Origin of the sequence: Streptomyces roseolilacinus, from assembly GCF_014649335.1 — a bacterium.
Classification (GTDB): domain Bacteria; phylum Actinomycetota; class Actinomycetes; order Streptomycetales; family Streptomycetaceae; genus Streptomyces; species Streptomyces roseolilacinus.
In genome coordinates this window covers 42091-59279 of record NZ_BMSV01000004.1, presented here as the reverse complement: position 1 = coordinate 59279, position 17189 = coordinate 42091, and the positions used below count along the sequence as shown (strand labels likewise).

Genomic DNA, 17189 nt, shown 5'->3' with positions numbered 1-17189 from the left:
CGCCCGTCAGGGCCCGGCGACGGCGGCGGCCCCCGGGGCGTCCGCCCGGCGGCGCACCCGCGCCACCCGCGCCCACGCGGCCAGCGCCTTCGCCCCCGAACCGGCCGCCAGCCCCCACGCCGCGCCCACCGCGCCACCCGCCGCGAACCCCGCGTACAGCAGCGCCACCGACAGCAGCGAGAACACGACCTGCACCGGCAGCGTCTCGCGCGGGCTCAGCACCCGCAGCGTGAGCAGCGCGCTCACCCCGAGACCCATCAGCGTGTACTGGGCCGCCGACGCGGGCAGCAGCGCCGCGACGGCCGGCCAGGTCCCGCCCAGCACGCGGCGGCCCCAGCCGTCCGGCAACAGCCACCACACCCCGCCCCACGCCGCGCCCGCCGCGGCCAGCGCGCAGCCCAGCAGCAGCGTCACCCGGACCACGGAGCGCCCGCCGCCCAGACGGTTCAGCAGCGGCGGGCCGAAGCCGTTCGCCGCGCCGAAGAACACGTTCAGCGGCCCGAAGAGCGCCGAGGCGCCCCGCAGCGCGCCCACCGCGAGGGGACTGCCCAGCAGGCCGAGGCAGAGCACCGCGACCTGGCCGGAGCCGTTGCCCACGGCGAACTCGACGGCGAACCGCCGCCCCAGGTGCCCCCGCCGCAGGTACCGCCGCAGTTCCGTGCGCGCCCCCGCCAGCGGCCGCCGCAGCAGCAGCGCCGCCACCGCGAGCCCCGGCAGCGCGGCCAGCCCCCACGCCAGCACCAGCCGCCCCGGCGACGCCCCGGCCGGCTGCGCCGCCAGCACCGCCACCGTCGACGCGAGCCGCAGCCCGTCCGCCGCCAGCGCGTGGTGCGGGCGCCCCAGCAGTGAGAAGCAGTACCGGGCCGCGTCCTGCAGCAGCACCACCGGCAGCACCGCGCCGAGCGCCACCAGGGCCCGTCCGCCCGGCGGCAGCGCCGCGCCCGCCGCGGCCAGTGCCGCGCCCGTCGCGCACGCGCCCGCCGCGGTGAAGGCGAGCGCCGAGCGGCAGGCCGCCGCCGCGGCGCCCGCGTCGCCGCGCACCAGCACCAGTGCCTGCCCGACGTACGCCATGAACAGGCCCAGGGCCACGGTGAACACCAGGTACACCATGGAGAACTCGGCGAACCCCGCCACCGTCGACAGCCGCGCGGCCAGCACCAGCACCAGGATGTTCGTCAGCCCCGCCGCGCCCTGGTCGAGGACCGAGGCGACGGCGGCGGTGCGGCCGGCGAGCGCCCCGCTCCCACCGCCGCCCCGCGCGCCGCTCACGACGGGTCGGGAGGCGTGACGGCGCGCAGCGCCATCGTCGTGGACCCGTCCTCGGGCACGTCGTCCGCCCCCGTCGGCCGACCCGGGCCCCCCGGCCGGCCCGGACCCCCACCGGGACCACCGGGACCACCCGGACCGCCCGGCCGGCCCGGACCGCCGGCGGGACCGGTCGGACCGCCCGCGGGGTCGGGGCGGCCGCCGTCCGGCAGGGGCCGGGCCGCGCCGCGCGGCTGCCCGTGCGCCCCCGCGGAGCCCTTCGCGCCCTTCCCGCCCCGCCGCCCGCCCTTGCCGCGCTGCCCGCGGTGCATGACGGTGCCGAGCACCGTGCCGCCCGCACCCGTGATCAGGTCCCGCAGCCGGGCCAGCTGCGACCGGTGCACCCCGCGCGGGTCGCACACCACGAGCACGCCGTCCACCCGGTCCACCAGCGCCAGCGCGTCGGCGTACGCGAAGACCGGCGGCGTCAGCACGATCACCGTGACGTTCGGGTCGTCGGCCTCCGCCACCAGCCGGGACGTCTCCGGCGACGTCAGCGCCCGCGCCACGTTGCGCACCCGGACGCCCGGCACCAGCTCGAAGCCGCCCGACTCCCCGGCGTCCACGGCCAGCCGCCGCCCGTTCGGCCAGCCCTCGCCCTCGCCGTCCCGCGTCCACGGCGGGCGGCCGATCTCCCGCGCCCGCAACTGGCCCTCCAGCGACGGCCGCCGCAGCTCCGCCTCCACGATCAGGACCCGCTTGCCGGTCTCCGCGAACGACGCCGCCAGGTTGACCGCCACCGCCGCCGCCGTACGGCTGGAGCCGCGCGGCGCCGCCACCAGCAGCCGCCGCCGGTCGGCGAACCGCTGGTCGTAGGCGAGCCGGTAGGCGATGGAGCGGTACTCCTCGGCGAGCGGCGAGTCCTCCCGGTCCTCCGTCAGCAGCGGGTCGGTGTCGCGGCTGCGCGGCAGCGAGCCGAGGACGGGCGCGCGCAGCGCCCGCGCCACGTCTCCCTCCGAGCGGGCCGCCGGGTCGAACACCAGCCGCACCCAGGCCAGCAGCAGTCCGAGCGCCACACCGACGGCCCCGCCGAGCCCCAGGGACAGCGCCCAGCCCGGACCGTCCGACGCGGTGGGCGGCGTCGCCGTCCTGATCACCTTGCCGGGCGTCACGTCGAGCGCCTTCAGCTTGCTGATCCGGTTGCTCAGCTCGGTGATCCGGTTGAGCAGGTTGGCCTTGACCGCGAAGTCCGCCTCCGCCTCGACGGCGGACCTGCCGTCGAGTTCCCGCGCGAGCTCGTCGTGCTGCCGGGCGACCGGGTCGAGCTGCGCCTGGAGCCCCCTGATCATCGTGTCGCGGATCTGCTCGGTCTGCTCCCTGCGGTCCGCCAGGTACGCCGCGACCAGCGCGTTCGCCCGGCGCGCCGACACCTGCGGGTCGGCGGTGGTGTAACTGAAGCGCAGCACCTGCGACTTGGGCGGGTTGGTGACCTGCAGACCGGACACCAGGCCCGCCGGGTCGCCGGGGAAGTCCAGCGCGTCGGCGGCGCGTTCGGCGGTGCGGCGGCTGGTGGCGGCCTGCCGCTCGGTGTTCATGTCGAGGGTCTTCTCGACGGCGATCGACGGGTTGAACGGGTCCTCGGTCGGCACCCGCAGCACCACGTCGCTCGTCGCCACGTACGTGTCCGAGGTGCTGTACCCGAGCCAGGCGCCGCCCAGCAGCCCGAGCAGCACGCCGCCCGCGATCAGCCGCGGGTACCGCAGCAACTGCCGGAACTGGTCCCGCAGGAGGTCCGGTTCGTCGTCCACCGGGACCGGGGGCACCCCCGCCGCCCCGCCCTGCGCCTGCGTCACCGGCCCGCTCCTTCCACCCCGGCGCCCCCGGCGCCCCCCGCCAGCACCTCGTCGAGCAGCGCGTCGTACCGGGCCAGCCCCGCCGCCCGGCCCAGGTGCGCCTCGACGTGCCGGGGCCCCGCCGCGCCCAGCACGGCCGCCCTCCCCGGATCGGCCGCCAGCCCCCGTACGGCCTCCAGCAGCGCGGCCGGGTCCTCCGGCGGCACCAGCACGCCCGCGCCCGAGCGCCGCACCTCCTGCGCCGTGCCGCCGCCGTCGGCGACCGACGCGACGACCGGCCGCCCGGTGGCGAAGTACGAGGTCAGCTTGGAGGGCACGCTCATGTCGAGCACCGAGGCCCGCTGCGTCACCGCCAGCACGTCCGCGGCGGCCAGCACCTCGGGGAAGTCGGCGTCGTCGACGGGCGGCAGGAACTCCAGGTTGGGCACGTCCGCGGCGAGCCGCTCCAGCGCCCCGCGCTGGCTGCCGTCGCCCATCAGCACCACCCGTAGGCCCGGGGCGAGGCGGGCCGCGCCGACCAGCACCTCCAGGCCCTGCTTGAGGCCCATGTTCCCGGAGTGCAGCACCACCGTGTCGGCCGGCGCCCACCCCAGGCGGCGGCGCGTCTCCTCGCGCGGCCGCGCCGGAGCCGCCACGTGCGACCAGTTCGGCACCGTGCGGACGCGCTCCGGCGGCACGCCCAGCGCGGTCACCCGTGCGGTGAACGTCTCGTGGATGACGCCGACGAGCGTGGCCCGGCGCAGCGCGTACGCCTCGACGCGCGCCGCTGCCGCCGCCGCCCGGTCCCCGCCCTCGATGCCGCTCTGCGCGGCGGCCGCGCCCATCAGGTCCTGCACCACGGGTATGTACGGCACCCGCCAGCGCGCCGCGAGCCGGGCGGCCACCACGCCCCCGGCGAGACTGGGCAGTTGGGCCACGACCGCGTCGGGCCGCGGCATCCGGGGCGGCGCGGCCAGCTGGTGCGCCAGCAGGGACCCCTCGAACAGCGCGCGCCGCACCGCCGTCTGCCGGCCGGGCACGGTGTGGCGCCTGCGGTGCACGGTCACGCCCCCGCGTGTCTCGGTGCGCCGCCACGCTCCCCGGTACGCCGGGTCGACCGACCAGGACGGGTAGTGCGGCATGCCGGCCAGGACGTGCGTCTCGTGTCCGCGCGCCGCCCAGTGCTCGGCCACCTGCGTCGCGTACGGGCCTATCCCGGTGTGCTCGGGGGCGTAGTTGGTGGACACCAGCAGCAGGCGCCGTCGCCGTCCGCCGTCGTCCCGTCCGGTCCCGTCCGCGTCCCGCATCCGCAGCCCCCTCGTGACGAACGATCGCTCGCCGCACCCTAATCGTTCACCTGTCCTGCGCGAAGTGTGCACGGTACTGTCGGCCGGGACGAGCCCAGACACGGGGGGACAGGCCGTTCCAGAGGGGGGCAAGCGAGCCATGTCGGAGCGCACACCATATCGGGTGGGATATGCACCGGGGGCCTACGACCTGTTCCACATAGGGCACTTGAACATCCTCCGGCACGCCCGGCAGCACTGCGACTACCTCGTCGCGGGCGTCGTCTCGGACGAGATGGCGGAGCGCGCCAAGGGCCACCGCCCGGTCATCCCGCTCATCGAGCGGCTGGAGATCGTCCGCAACGTCAAGTACGTGGACGCCGCGTTCGTCGAGACCGTGCCCGACAAGCTGGAGACCTGGAAGCAGGTCCGGTTCGACGTGCTGTTCAAGGGCGACGACTGGCGCGGCACCCCGCGCGGCGAGCGGCTGGAGCGGGACTTCGCGGCCGTGGGCGTCGACATCGTCTACTTCCCGTACACGGTGCACACCTCCAGCACGCAGCTGCGCCGCGCCCTGGACGCCCTGACTCAGCAGACGGCGGCCGCCCCGCCGGGCGGGCACCTCAACGGCTGAGCTCGCGGAACCACTTCACCAGGAACACGGGCAGGTACAGCACGGCCGCGACGCCCAGCAGCCCGTACCCCCACCGGAACAGCGGCCCGCCGCCCAGCAGCAGGAACACCAGGCAGAAGACGCCGTGGTCCACCGGCAGCAGCGCCACCGCGCGCAGCACCGACGGCGCGGGCGGGGCACCGCCCGGCGCGGCCCTCCGCTTGAGCTGCTCGGTGAGCAGCCCGCCGAAGAACGTGACGATCGAGGCGAGGAGGAACACCAGCGGCACCAGCAGCCACCCGTCGGACCCGGTGCCGAAGTGCTCGGGGTGGCGGTGGAAGGCGATCAGCACGGCGCTGTGCAGCGCGGTCGTCTTGGCGCAGTCCACCACGTGGTCCAGCCACTCGCCCGCCGGGCTGCCGCCGCCCCGCAGCCGCGCGAGCTGGCCGTCCGCCGAGTCGAAGGCGAACCCCACGGCCAGCGCCAGCCACACCAGCACCCCGGTCCACCACGACGGCGCGGCCAGCGCGAGCACCGCGATTCCGGTGAAGCCGAACGCCGCGCTGACCAGGGTGACCTGGTTGGGCGAGAGCCCGGCGACGTACGAGCCGGCCGCGAGGACCCGGCCCGCCGGCCGGTTCACGAACCGGGAGTACAGCGACACCCCCTTGGCCGTCTTCTGGGCCCCGCCCAGGCGCCGCAGGGCCTCGCCCCCGGTCATCCGCGCCGCTCCCGCGGCCGTGCCGCTCGTCGCCCCGGCCATCGCCACCCCCTGCGTCCTCACCCCGTGGAAGCGTTCATGATGGCAGGGGGCCCCGGCCCGCGGTACGGCATCGGCCCATCCCGCACGCCCCGCCCGCCCCACACGTGTCGGCCGTCCCCTGCGCACCGGCCCGGGGCCCCGCGCCACCCCCGTACGGCACCGTCCGGTCCCCCGTCCGCGGTCCGCGCGCCGCCCTCGGCCCGCCCCGGCCGCCCCCGGCGCGGCCCCGGGCCCGACCCGTGCCGGTCAGCCCGCCGACGCCGGGGACCTCCGTGCCGAGGCCGGCACGGGCGTGTCCTCCCGGATCGCCTTCCACACCGCGTCCGCCTGCGGCCGGGCCGGCACGACCCGGTTCGGGTCGGCCCCGTCGTACACGACGGGCAGCATGACCGTGTCCATCGCGGCCGGGTCGATCCCGCGCATGCCGCGGCCGAACTCGACGAGCGCGGTCAGCGAGGCCAGCTCGGAGTCCGTGGTCAGCGACTCGGTCAGGGACCGCGCGATCCGGAACGACTTCGCCGGGCTGCCCAGCAGGTCCTGCCGCTGCACCTCGCGCAGGAGCGCCGTGAGGAACTGCTGCTGGAGGCCGATGCGCCCCAGGTCGCTGCCGTCCCGGTAGCCGTACCGGGTGCGGACGAACCTCAGCGAGTCGGTGCCGTCCAGCCGGTGCGTGCCGGGCTCCAGGGAGAAGCCGCCCCTGGTGTCCCGGATCGGCTCGCGGACCTCGACGGTCACCCCGCCCAGCTCGTCGACGAGGTCCTTGAACCCGGCGAAGTCGATCTCCAGGAAGTGGTCGATGCGGACGCCGGACATCTTCTCGACCGTCTTCACCACGCAGGGCGCGCCGCCCGTCGCGTAGACGGAGTTGAACATCACGCGCTCGGCCGGGCCGGTCCCGCCGCCGTCCGGCGTCGTGCAGGACGGGCGGTCGACGAGGGTGTCGCGGGGGATGCTCACGGCGACGGCCTTCGCGCGGTCCCCCGACACGTGCACCACGAGGGCGGTGTCCGACCGGGCGCCGGCCACGGCGCCGCCGTCGAGCCGCGCGTTCTCCCCGGCCCGCGAGTCGGAGCCGAGGACGAGCAGGTTCGTCGCGTCCAGCGCGCCGGGCGCCTTGCGCGGCCGGTCGTCGCCGAGGGCCCTGCCGATGTCGACGCCGGTGAGGTTCCCGTCGAGGCTGCGGTACGCCCACCAGCCGGCGGCGGCGGTGGCGACCAGCACGGCGGCGCACCCGATCCCGACGCCCCGCCACACGCGCCGCCGGGTCCGTCCGCGCGGCCCTCCCGGCCCCCGTCCGTCCCCGCCGTCCGTCCTGGTGCTCTCCGTCACGGTTTCCCCTCCCCGCGGATCCCGGCCCCCCGACCGGTCGGTGAACTATAGACGTCCGCCCGGCGCCGGGGGAGGCCGTCGGCGGCCCCGGACGACGAAAAAGGGGCGCCGCACCGGGAAGACCCGGTGCGGCGCCCCTCGCGGTCGCGCGGCGGCTAGTGCACGCCGCCCATCAGCGGCTGGACCCGCTTGCGGTACATGAAGATCGCGATACCGCCCGCCACGGCGATGGCGCCCTGGCTGGCGAACCACCACTCGGTGTCGGTCGGCGCGCCGACCAGCTGGAGCAGCGAGATCACGGACGAGCCGGCGGTCACGGCGAGGAACCAGACGCCCATCATCTGCGACGCGTACTTGGCCGGGGCCAGCTTCGTCGTCAGGGAGAGGCCGACGGGGGAGAGGGTCAGCTCACCCACGGTCTGGATCAGGTACACCGAGCACAGCCACAGCGGGGTGACCTTGACGCCGCCCGCCGACGCGGTCTGCGCCAGCATCATCACGAAGAAGGAGCTGCCGATCAGCACCAGGCCGGTCGCGAACTTGCTGAGCGTGCTCGGCTCCTTGCCGCGGCGCGCGAGCGCCACCCAGAGCCAGGCGAAGACCGGCGCGAGCGCCATCACGTACAGCGGGTTGAGCGACTGGAACCAGCTCGACGGGAACTCGAAGCCGAACAGGGAGCCGGCGGTGTTGTCCTTCGCGAACAGGGTCAGCGTCGAACCGGTCTGGTCGTAGATCGCCCAGAACGCGGCGGCGGCCACGAAGAACCAGACGTACGCCGACATCCGGGACCGCTCGACCGGCTCCAGGTCGCTGTCGCGGCGCACCCGCACCAGGTAGTACGTCGGCAGCGCGAGGCCCAGGACGGTCAGCGGCCACAGGACCCAGTCGATGGTGAACTGGCCGCTCAGGCCGACCAGGGCGTACGCGACGGCCGCGACGGCCAGCCAGATCATGGCGCGCTTGATGATGCTCGCGCGCTCGGTCTCGGACAGCGGGGCCGGCACCTGGCTCGACTCGGGCGCCAGGTTGCGGAAGCCCAGGAAGTAGAAGAGCAGGCCGGCGGCCATGCCCACGCCGGCCAGGGCGAAGCCGTAGTGCCAGTTGACCTTCTGGCCGACCCAGCCGATGGTCAGCGGGGCGACGAAGGCACCGAGGTTGATGCCCATGTAGAAGATCGTGAAGCCACCGTCGCGGCGCGGGTCGTTCTTGTCCCGGTAGAGGTGGCCGACCATCGTCGAGATGTTGGCCTTCAGCAGGCCGGAACCGGCGGCGATGAAGCCCAGGCCGACGAAGAACGACACGGTGGTCGGCAGCGCCAGCAGGAAGTGGCCGATCATGATGACCGTGCCGGAGATCGCCACCGTCTTGCGGGCGCCCCAGACGCGGTCACCGAACCACCCGCCCGGCAGGGCGAGCAGGTACACCATCGCGTTGTACACCGAGTAGATGGCGATGGCTGTGGCGTCCTCGAACCCGAGACCGCCGTCGGCGACCTCGGCCGACAGGTACAGCACGAGCAGGGCGCGCATGCCGTAATAGCTGTAGCGCTCCCACATCTCGGTCATGAAGAGGTTGGCCAGGCCGCGGGGGTGGCCGAGGAAGGTCTTCTCGTAACCAGGGGTACTGGCCGAGTCCTTCGTCAGGCTGGACGCCATGGTCGATCCTTGTTCGTTCGGGACGCGTGTCGCTTCATGGGCGGCCCGCGCCCGCTCCGGGCGGCCGGCACCGGTACGGCGGGGGCCGCACCGGGATCCACACCCGCCGCGCGAGTCGAACGTCGCGCCGCGGGCCCGGCCCACAGGTCTTTCCTTCGCCGAGCAGAAAAGAGACCTTTGGTGCGTCAACGAGTGATGCCACCAAAGGTCCCCGATTACCACTTCGAACGTCTCGCCACCATACGCCACGACAGTACGGCATATGGAAGGACTTGAGAGATGGATCACAGGCACCGAAGGAACCGCGCGCACACAATCGAAGGTCATCACCAGGATGACACCCGTGAGCCCCAGGGCAGGATGATCATGACTCGATCTCCCCACGACCCACACGCCGCGCGGACTACCATCACTGCATGACGCGTGTACTGCTCGCCGAGGACGACGCCTCCATCTCGGAACCGCTGGCCCGCGCCCTGCGGCGCGAGGGGTACGAGGTCGAGGTGCGGCAGGACGGGCCCGGCGCGCTCGACACGGGACTGCGGGGCGGCGTCGACCTCGTCGTCCTCGACCTGGGCCTGCCGGGCATGGACGGCCTGGAGGTCGCCCGCCGGCTGCGCTCCGAGGGGCACACGGTGCCGATCCTCGTGCTGACCGCCCGCGCCGACGAGGTCGACACCGTCGTCGGGCTCGACGCCGGCGCCGACGACTACGTCACCAAGCCGTTCCGGCTCGCCGAGCTGCTCGCCCGCGTCCGGGCCCTGCTGCGGCGCGGCGCCGCCGAGCCCGCCCCGCAGCCCGCCACGCACGGCGTCCGCATCGACGTCGAGTCGCACCGGGCCTGGATGGGCGACGAGGAGCTCCAGCTCACCGCGAAGGAGTTCGACCTGCTGCGCGTCCTGGTCCGCGACGCCGGCCGGGTCGTCACCCGCGACCAGCTGATGCGCGAGGTCTGGGACACCACGTGGTGGTCGTCCACGAAGACCCTCGACATGCACATCTCCTGGCTCCGCAAGAAGCTCGGCGACGACGCGGCGAACCCCCGCTACATCGCCACCGTGCGCGGTGTCGGCTTCCGCTTCGAGAAGAGCTGAGGCGACTCCTCCGTGCGCCGCCGCCTGATCAACTCCACGCTCGCCGTGGTGCTGGTCGTCATCTCCGTCTTCGGGGTCTCCCTCGTCATCGTCGAGACCCGGACGATCACCAGCAGCGCCCAGGAGAGCGTCGAGTCGGAGGCGCTGCGGCTCGCCAGCATCGTCGACAGCCGCCTCGTCGGCGGCGAGCGCGTGGACCCCGACATCCTCTCCGACCACGGCGGCGCCGAGCGGTACGCCCGGATCGAGATCCCCGGCAGCCCCGTCATCGAGGTCGGCACCCGCCCCGAGGGCAGCGTCATCCGCGGCACGGCCGTGGGGGAGCACGGCGAGAAGGTCACCGTCGAGGAGTCCCGCTCGTCCGTCACCCGCGAGGTCGGCCGCACGCTGCTGATCATCGGCGCGGTCGCGCTGCTCGCCGTCGTGGCGGCCGTCCTCCTCGCCGTACGGCAGGCCAACCGGCTCGCCTCCCCCCTCACCGACCTCGCCGAGACCGCCGAGCGGCTGGGCTCCGGCGACCCCCGGCCGCGCCACCGGCGCTACGGGGTGCCCGAGCTGGACCGGGTCGCGGACGTGCTGGACGCGTCCGCCGAGCGGATCGGGCGGATGCTCACCGCCGAGCGCAGGCTCGCCGCGGACGCCTCCCACCAGCTGCGGACCCCGCTGACCGCGCTGTCGATGCGGCTGGAGGAGATCGCCGTCACCGACGACCTGGACACCGCCCGCGAGGAGGCGACGATCGCGCTCGCGCAGGTCGAACGGCTCACGGACGTCGTCCAGCGGCTGCTCACGAACTCCCGCGACCCCCGTACCGGCTCCGCGGTCGCCTTCGACCTCGACGAGGTCGTCAAGCAGCAGATCGAGGAGTGGCGGCCGGCCTACCGCAGCGCGGGCCGGGCGGTCGTACGATCCGGGAAGACCGGCATGCGGGCCGTCGGCACGCCGGGCGCGGTCGCCCAGGTGCTGGCCGCCCTGATCGAGAACTCGCTGATGCACGGCGGCGGCACGGTGGCCCTGCGCACCCGCGTCACCGGCAACCAGGCCGTCGTCGAGGTCACCGACGAGGGGCCGGGCGTTCCCGAGGACCTCGGCGCGCGGATCTTCGAGCGGACCATCAGCGGGCGCAACTCCACGGGCATCGGCCTGGCGGTGGCCCGCGACCTCGCGGAGGCGGACGGCGGCCGGCTGGAGCTCGTCCAGCTGAAGCCCGCCGTGTTCGCGCTCTTCCTCAGCCGCGAGACCGTCCGCAGGGACGGCGACCGCCACGACGACGAACCCCCGCCGCCCCGCCCGATCCGCTAGCCGGCCAGCCGCCAGCCGCCAGCCGCCAGCCGCTAGCCGCTAGCCGCCAGCCGCCAGCCGTCAGCCGTGGCCGTGGACCGTCAGCGCCGGCCCGCGGGTGCGGGGGCGTCCTCGGGCCGCCGCTGACCCAGGATCGCCGGCTTCCCGGGCGCCGGGTCGGCGTCGGCGTCCGCGTCGGCGTCGGCCTCCGTCTCCTCCTCCGCCCGGGCCTCCGGGAGCGTCCGGAACACCCACGTGCGGTAGGACCAGAACCGGAACAGCGTGCCGACGCCGATGCCGAAGAACTTGAAGAAGTTGTTCTGCAGCGGACTGTCCCAGCCGAAGCCGTACGTCGCCGCGTACAGGATTCCGTTCTCGATCACCATTCCGGCCGCGCTGAAGACGAAGAACAGCGTCGCCTCACGGGTCCGCCGCGTCTTGTCCCGGTCCCGGTAGGTGAAATAGCGGAAACCGACGTAGTTGCAGGCGATGGCGATGACCGTGGCCAGCAGGCTCGCCCGCACGACGGGCAGGTCGGTGGTCTGGCGCAGCACGTTGAAGGCCGCCATGTTCACCAGCAGGCCGATTCCGCCGACGAGACCGAATTTCGCTATCTCCCGGACGAGCCGCTCCAGCCGCACCCGCACGGCGCTCTGTTCCGTCATAATGATCGTTTCAGTCCCGTCCGCCGGCCGTGTGCGTCAACCCCGTCATGCTAACCATCACCCGGTCGGGACGCGCGGGTAAGCGAGCCCGGGAAGACCCTTCCGGCGGGCACCGTCACGCGCCGCGACGGGCGGCGGATACCCTAGGAGGGTGACGTTCCCGGTAGTCGGCATGGTCGGCGGCGGACAGCTCGCCCGTATGACCCACGAGGCGGGCATCCCCCTCGGCATCAGATTCAGGCTTCTCAGTGACACCCCCCAGGACTCCGCGGCCCAGGTGGTGAGCGATGTCGTCATCGGCGACTACCGCGACCTGGACACGCTGCGTGACTTCGCGCGCGGCTGTGACGTGATCACCTTCGATCACGAGCACGTGCCGACCGAGCACCTCAGGGCCCTGGAGGCGGACGGCGTCCCCGTCCGCCCCGGGCCCGACGCGCTCGTGCACGCCCAGGACAAGGGGGTGATGCGCGCCAGGCTCGACGCGATCGGCGTGCCCTGCCCCCGCCACCGCATCGTGGCGGACCCCGCCGACGCCGCGGCGTTCGCGGCGGAGGGCGACGGGTTCCCGATCATCCTGAAGACGGTGCGCGGCGGGTACGACGGCAAGGGCGTGTGGTTCGTGCGCTCCGAGGAGGACGCCCGCGACCCGTTCCTCGCCGGCGTCCCGGTCCTCGCCGAGGAGAAGGTCGACTTCGTCCGCGAGCTCGCGGCGAACGTGGTCCGCTCCCCGCACGGCCAGGCCGTCGCCTACCCGGTCGTGGAGTCGCGCCAGGTCGACGGCGTGTGCGACACGGTCATCGCCCCGGCGCCCGGCCTGCCCGAGGAGCGCGCCCTGGAGGCCCAGGGCCTCGCCCTGCGCGTCGCGGAGGAGCTCGGTGTCGTCGGCCACCTCGCGGTCGAGCTGTTCGAGACCCGCGACGGCCGCATCCTCGTCAACGAGCTGGCGATGCGCCCGCACAACTCCGGGCACTGGACCCAGGACGGCGCGGTCACCTCGCAGTTCGCCAACCACGTCCGGGCCGTCCTCGACCTCCCGCTCGGCGACCCGCGTCCGCGCGCCCGGTGGACGGTCATGGCGAACGTCCTCGGCGGCGACTACCCCGACATGTACCAGGGGTACCTGCACTGCATGGCCCGCGACCCGCAGCTCAAGATCCACATGTACGGCAAGGACGTGAAGCCCGGCCGCAAGGTGGGCCACGTCAACACCTACGGCGACGACCTGGACGACGTGCTGGAGCGCGCCCGCCACGCCGCCGACTATCTGCGAGGAACGATCGTTGAGTAATGCACTCGTGCCGCTCGTGGGCATCGTCATGGGCTCCGACTCCGACTGGCCCGTCATGGAGGCGGCCGCGCAGGCACTCGACGAGTTCGAGATCCCGTACGAGGTCGACGTCGTCTCCGCGCACCGCATGCCGCGCGAGATGGTCGCGTACGGCGAGCGGGCCGCCGACCGCGGCCTGAAGGCGATCATCGCCGGGGCCGGCGGCGCCGCCCACCTGCCCGGCATGCTCGCCTCGGTCACCCCGCTGCCGGTCATCGGCGTGCCGGTGCCGCTGAAGTACCTCGACGGCATGGACTCGCTGCTCTCCATCGTGCAGATGCCGGCCGGCGTCCCCGTCGCCACGGTCTCCGTGGCCGGCGCCCGCAACGCCGGGCTGCTCGCGGTGCGGATGCTCGCCGCGCACGACGCGGACCTGCTGGCGCGGATGAAGGAGTTCCAGCAGGAGCTGAACGACCAGGCCACGGAGAAGGGCAAGCGCCTGCGGGCGAAGGTCGAGGGCTCCACGTCCTTCGGCTTCGCGAAGTGACCGCCGGCGGTAGCCCGGTGCCCGGCGGACGGGACCTCGGTGCGGCCCGCGGGCTGCTCGCCGAGTTCCCCGTCGCCGACGGGCACAACGACCTGCCGTGGGCGCTGCGCGAGCAGGCCGGGTACGACCTGGACCGCCTCGACGTGGCCGCCGACCAGACCGGCCGCCTCCACACCGACCTGCCGCGGCTGCGCGCGGGCGGTGTGGGCGCCCAGTTCTGGTCGGTGTACGTGCGCAGCGACATGGCCGGCGACGACGCGGTCAGCGCGACGCTGGAGCAGATCGACTGCGTCGACCGGCTGCTGGCCCGCCATCCCGGGGAGCTGGCCCCCGCGCTGACCGCCGACGACATGGAGGCCGCCCGCGCCCAGGGCCGCATCGCGTCGCTGAAGGGCGCCGAGGGCGGGCACTCCATCAACGCCTCCCTCGCCACGCTCCGCGCCCTGTACGCGCTGGGCGTGCGCTACATGACGCTCACCCACAACGACAACGTCGCGTGGGCGGACTCGGCGACGGACGTGCCCCGGGTCGGCGGGCTGTCGGCGTTCGGCCGCGAGGTGGTCCGGGAGATGAACCGCCTGGGCATGCTGGTGGACCTGTCGCACGTGGCCGCGACGACGATGCGGGACGCGCTGGACACGAGCGAGGCGCCGGTGGTCTTCTCCCACTCGTCGTCCCGCGCCGTCTGCGACCACCCGCGCAACGTCCCCGACGACGTGCTGGAGCGGCTCCCCGCCAACGGGGGCGTCGCCATGGCCACGTTCGTCCCGAAGTTCATCCTGCCCGCGGCGGCGGAGTGGACGGCGCGCGCGGACGAGAACCTGCGGGCGCACGGCTTCCACCCCCTGGACACCACCCCGGAGGCGATGCGCCTGCACGCCGCCTTCGAGGAGGCGAACCCCCGCCCGGCCGCCACGGTCGCCACGGTCGCCGACCACCTCGACCACATGCGGGAGGCCGCCGGCGTCGACCACGTCGGCATCGGCGGCGACTTCGACGGCACGGCCTTCACCCCGGAGGGCCTGGAGGACGTGGCCGGCTACCCGAACCTGATCGCGGAGCTCCTCGCCCGCGGCTGGTCCCGGACGGACCTGTCCAAGCTGACCTGGCGCAACGCGGTCCGCGTCCTGCGCGACGCGGAGGCCGTCGCCCGCGACGCGTCCGGGCGCCGGGGCCCGTCCACCGCCACCCTGGCCGCACTGGACGGCTGACCGCCCCGTACGCCTCCCCGGCCACTGATCTCCCACCGGAAACAGGGGCGACGCGTACAACCACCTCCCTCCGTCGCGGGTCTATCGAGCGGTGCGCACCGACGTGCGCGCCGCCCGGTTCATCAGGAGGGACTTCCTTGGCTTCCGCACGCACCACCCGTCGCCGTCTCGGCGCCGCCGTCGCCACCGTCCTCGCCGTGACGCTCGGCGCCGGCGTCCTGGCCTCGCCCGGCGCGGTGGCCGCTCCCGCCGCCGTGACCGGGGCCGCCACCGCCGCCACCGACGAGGTGGGGCTGCCCCTGGACGCCGAGGTCGTCAGCACCGGCGACACGGGCTACCTCACCTCCCGGAAGGACGCCTCCGGCGGCACGGTCCTGGAGTGGCGCACGTACGCCGACGGCTCGGTGCTGCCCGTCGACGCGGGCACCGTGGGGTACGACAGCAACTCCGACGTCGTCGTGACCGGCGACGGCGGCAGCACGGTCTTCCTGCGGGACATGCGGGCGGGCGCCGCCTGGTCCGCTTCCTTCGACCTCGCGGCCGAGTTCAAGCCCGGGGCGAAGCTCGTCGGCGTGGCCGGCGCGCACCTCTTCGTGAGCGTCCCGACCACCGGGGACTACCGCGAGCTGTGGGAGCTCACCCGGGTCGACGGGGCCACCGAGAAGACGAAGCTCACGTCCGGCTCCTACCAGATGGACTACAAGGTCGTCGCCTTCACCGGCACCGACGTGCTCGTCCTGGGCACCAACCGGGTGTTCTCCGGGGCCGGCTACCGGACCCACTACTGGAAGGCGCGCACCCGCGTCGGCAGCGGCGCGCCCGTCGACGGGACCGGCGTGGAGAGCATCGGCCCGTGGCGGCAGACGTCCACGGGCGCCCACACCGCCGACTACGAGGCGTGGACCGAGTACGTCGGCGGGGTCACGCGGTTCGCCGTGGACGGGGAGGGCTACCGGAACTTCGACATGGACGCCTCCCTGAGCGGCGCCGTCATCGCCGGCATCGCCGGGGACACGCTGCTCTACGGCGTCCCCGGGCAGACGGACGGCGCGACGCCGAGCCCGCTGTACGCGCGGAGCATCCCCCACACCACCGCCGCGCCGTACAAGCTGCTGGAGCACTTCTCCAGCGTGGCCCACGCCCCGGACGGCAGCCTGCTCGTGCGCGGCGCCACCGCCGAGGCCGACGGCCTGTTCCGGATCCGGAACGGGGCCGTCGGCGCCCGCCCGAGCGTCACGCTCGTGGCGGACACGGGCCGGGTCACGGCCGTTCGGGTGACCGAGTCGAAGGTCCCCACCGCGGTGGACCTGGAGAAGCCGGGCACCGCGGTCCCGATGGAGTGGACCCTGTCCCGCCCGAACGCCACCGTGGACCTCGTGCTCACCCACACCGCCACCGGCACGAAGCTCACCCGGAACCTGCCCCAACCGGTCTCCGACAGCCGCTTCGCCTTCGCCTGGGACGGCGTCCTGGACGGCGCCAGCGCCCCGAACGGCGCCTACACCTGGCAGATCACCGCCACCCCGGCCGACGGCGTCGGCGCCTCGGCGACCGCCTCGGGGGGCTTCTCGGTCTCGCGCCGGGCCAACCCGCACGACTTCAACGACAACGGCTCGACGGACGTCCTCGCCCGGGACGCCTCGGGTGTGCTGTGGCGGGACGACCTCTTCGACTGGCCGTCGGGCGACCAGGTCACCACCGCCAAGCGGACGCGGGTCGGCACCGGCTGGCAGGTCTACAACCGGATCGAGGCGACGGGGGACCTCGCCGGCACGCCGACGGGCGACCTCGTGGCCCGCGACGCCTCCGGCGTCCTGTGGCTGTACCTGGGCAGGGGCGACGGCGCCTTCACGGCCCGCGCCAAGGTCGGCACCGGCTGGCAGATCTACGACAGGATCACCGGCGGCAGCGACCTCACCGGCGACGGCCGCCCCGACCTCGTCGCCACCGACACCTCCGGCGTCCTGTGGCTCTACCGGGCCACCGGCAGCGCGACCGCCCCCTTCGCCACCCGCGTCAAGCTCGGCACCGGCTGGCAGGTCTACCACCAGATCACCGCCGTCGGCGACATCGCGGGCGGCACGGCCGGCGACCTCGTCGCCACCGACGCCTCCGGCGTCCTGTGGCTCTACCAGGGCAACGGCACGGGCAACTTCACCGCCCGCGTCAGGGTCGGCTCCGGCTGGAACGCCTTCTCCCAGCTCGTCGGCGCCGGGGACGTCACCGGCGACGGCCGCCCCGACCTGATCGCCTACGGCGCGAACGGCACGTACGTCTACCGCTCGACCGGTTCGGCGACGGCCCCGTTCGGCCGGCAGACGACCACCCTGTACGCGGGCGAGGGCACCCGGTTCAACACCCTCGCCTAGACCCCGCCGGACCACCCGGCCGGGCCGTT

General features: G+C 74.4%; 14 protein-coding genes. 7 read left to right on the top strand and 7 right to left on the bottom strand.

What is annotated here, in order from left to right:
- Positions 1 to 6 precede the first annotated feature (6 nt).
- The 3 genes from IE106_RS10530 to IE106_RS10520 are packed head-to-tail and all read right to left on the bottom strand — an operon-like array spanning position 7 to position 4384.
- The gene (locus IE106_RS10530) at positions 7 to 1269 is read right to left on the bottom strand and encodes an MATE family efflux transporter (protein ID WP_229840261.1); all 1263 of its coding nucleotides are present in this window, start codon (positions 1267 to 1269) and stop codon (positions 7 to 9) included.
- On the bottom strand, positions 1266 to 3098 hold the full coding sequence (locus IE106_RS10525; RefSeq protein WP_189532363.1) for a lipopolysaccharide biosynthesis protein: 1833 nt from the start codon (positions 3096 to 3098) through the stop codon (positions 1266 to 1268). Before IE106_RS10525 ends, IE106_RS10530 begins: the two co-directional genes overlap by 4 nt.
- On the bottom strand, positions 3095 to 4384 hold the full coding sequence (locus tag IE106_RS10520) for a glycosyltransferase (protein WP_189532361.1): 1290 nt from the start codon (positions 4382 to 4384) through the stop codon (positions 3095 to 3097). The genes IE106_RS10525 and IE106_RS10520 overlap by 4 nt, the downstream gene beginning before the upstream one ends.
- A 139-nt stretch (positions 4385 to 4523) precedes the next feature.
- Between IE106_RS10520 and IE106_RS10515 the strand changes: the two genes are divergently transcribed.
- Positions 4524 to 4997, top strand: a complete 474-nt coding sequence (locus IE106_RS10515) for an FAD synthase family protein (protein ID WP_189532359.1) — start codon at positions 4524 to 4526, stop codon at positions 4995 to 4997.
- Here IE106_RS10515 and IE106_RS10510 read toward each other — a convergent pair.
- The 3 genes from IE106_RS10510 to IE106_RS10500 form a co-directional block, all read right to left on the bottom strand.
- A complete protein-coding gene (locus tag IE106_RS10510; protein ID WP_189533131.1) occupies positions 4987 to 5697 on the bottom strand; it encodes a CDP-alcohol phosphatidyltransferase family protein in 711 nt (236 codons plus the stop codon). The two genes, IE106_RS10515 and IE106_RS10510, sit on opposite strands and share 11 nt — an antisense overlap.
- A 288-nt stretch (positions 5698 to 5985) precedes the next feature.
- Positions 5986 to 7068 carry an LCP family protein gene (locus tag IE106_RS10505; RefSeq protein WP_189532357.1) on the bottom strand — a complete coding sequence of 361 codons (1083 nt, stop codon included), beginning with the start codon at positions 7066 to 7068 and terminating at the stop codon, positions 5986 to 5988.
- 155 nt (positions 7069 to 7223) lie between these two features.
- Positions 7224 to 8723, bottom strand: a complete 1500-nt coding sequence (locus IE106_RS10500) for a peptide MFS transporter (RefSeq protein WP_189532355.1) — start codon at positions 8721 to 8723, stop codon at positions 7224 to 7226.
- Between the two features lie 416 nt (positions 8724 to 9139).
- On the opposite strand from IE106_RS10500, the gene IE106_RS10495 reads away from it, so the two are divergent.
- The gene (locus tag IE106_RS10495) at positions 9140 to 9817 is read left to right on the top strand and encodes a response regulator transcription factor (RefSeq protein ID WP_189532353.1); all 678 of its coding nucleotides are present in this window, start codon (positions 9140 to 9142) and stop codon (positions 9815 to 9817) included.
- Between the two features lie 12 nt (positions 9818 to 9829).
- A complete protein-coding gene (locus tag IE106_RS10490) occupies positions 9830 to 11119 on the top strand; it encodes a sensor histidine kinase (RefSeq protein WP_189532351.1) in 1290 nt (429 codons plus the stop codon).
- Positions 11120 to 11199: 80 nt separating this feature from the next.
- Here IE106_RS10490 and IE106_RS10485 read toward each other — a convergent pair whose 3' ends face one another.
- Complete coding sequence (locus tag IE106_RS10485) at positions 11200 to 11763, bottom strand: GtrA family protein (protein WP_189532349.1); 564 nt, start codon at positions 11761 to 11763, stop codon at positions 11200 to 11202.
- A 151-nt stretch (positions 11764 to 11914) separates the two neighbouring features.
- On the opposite strand from IE106_RS10485, the gene IE106_RS10480 reads away from it, so the two are divergent.
- From IE106_RS10480 to IE106_RS10465, 4 genes are all read left to right on the top strand, one after another.
- Complete coding sequence (locus tag IE106_RS10480; protein WP_189532347.1) at positions 11915 to 13054, top strand: 5-(carboxyamino)imidazole ribonucleotide synthase; 1140 nt, start codon at positions 11915 to 11917, stop codon at positions 13052 to 13054.
- Positions 13055 to 13082: 28 nt separating this feature from the next.
- A complete protein-coding gene (gene purE, locus IE106_RS10475; RefSeq protein WP_189533129.1) occupies positions 13083 to 13580 on the top strand; it encodes a 5-(carboxyamino)imidazole ribonucleotide mutase in 498 nt (165 codons plus the stop codon).
- The gene (locus IE106_RS10470) at positions 13577 to 14791 is read left to right on the top strand and encodes a dipeptidase (protein WP_229840260.1); all 1215 of its coding nucleotides are present in this window, start codon (positions 13577 to 13579) and stop codon (positions 14789 to 14791) included. Before purE ends, IE106_RS10470 begins: the two co-directional genes overlap by 4 nt.
- A 137-nt stretch (positions 14792 to 14928) precedes the next feature.
- A complete protein-coding gene (locus IE106_RS10465; protein ID WP_189532345.1) occupies positions 14929 to 17160 on the top strand; it encodes an FG-GAP repeat domain-containing protein in 2232 nt (743 codons plus the stop codon).
- Positions 17161 to 17189: the final 29 nt, after the last annotated feature.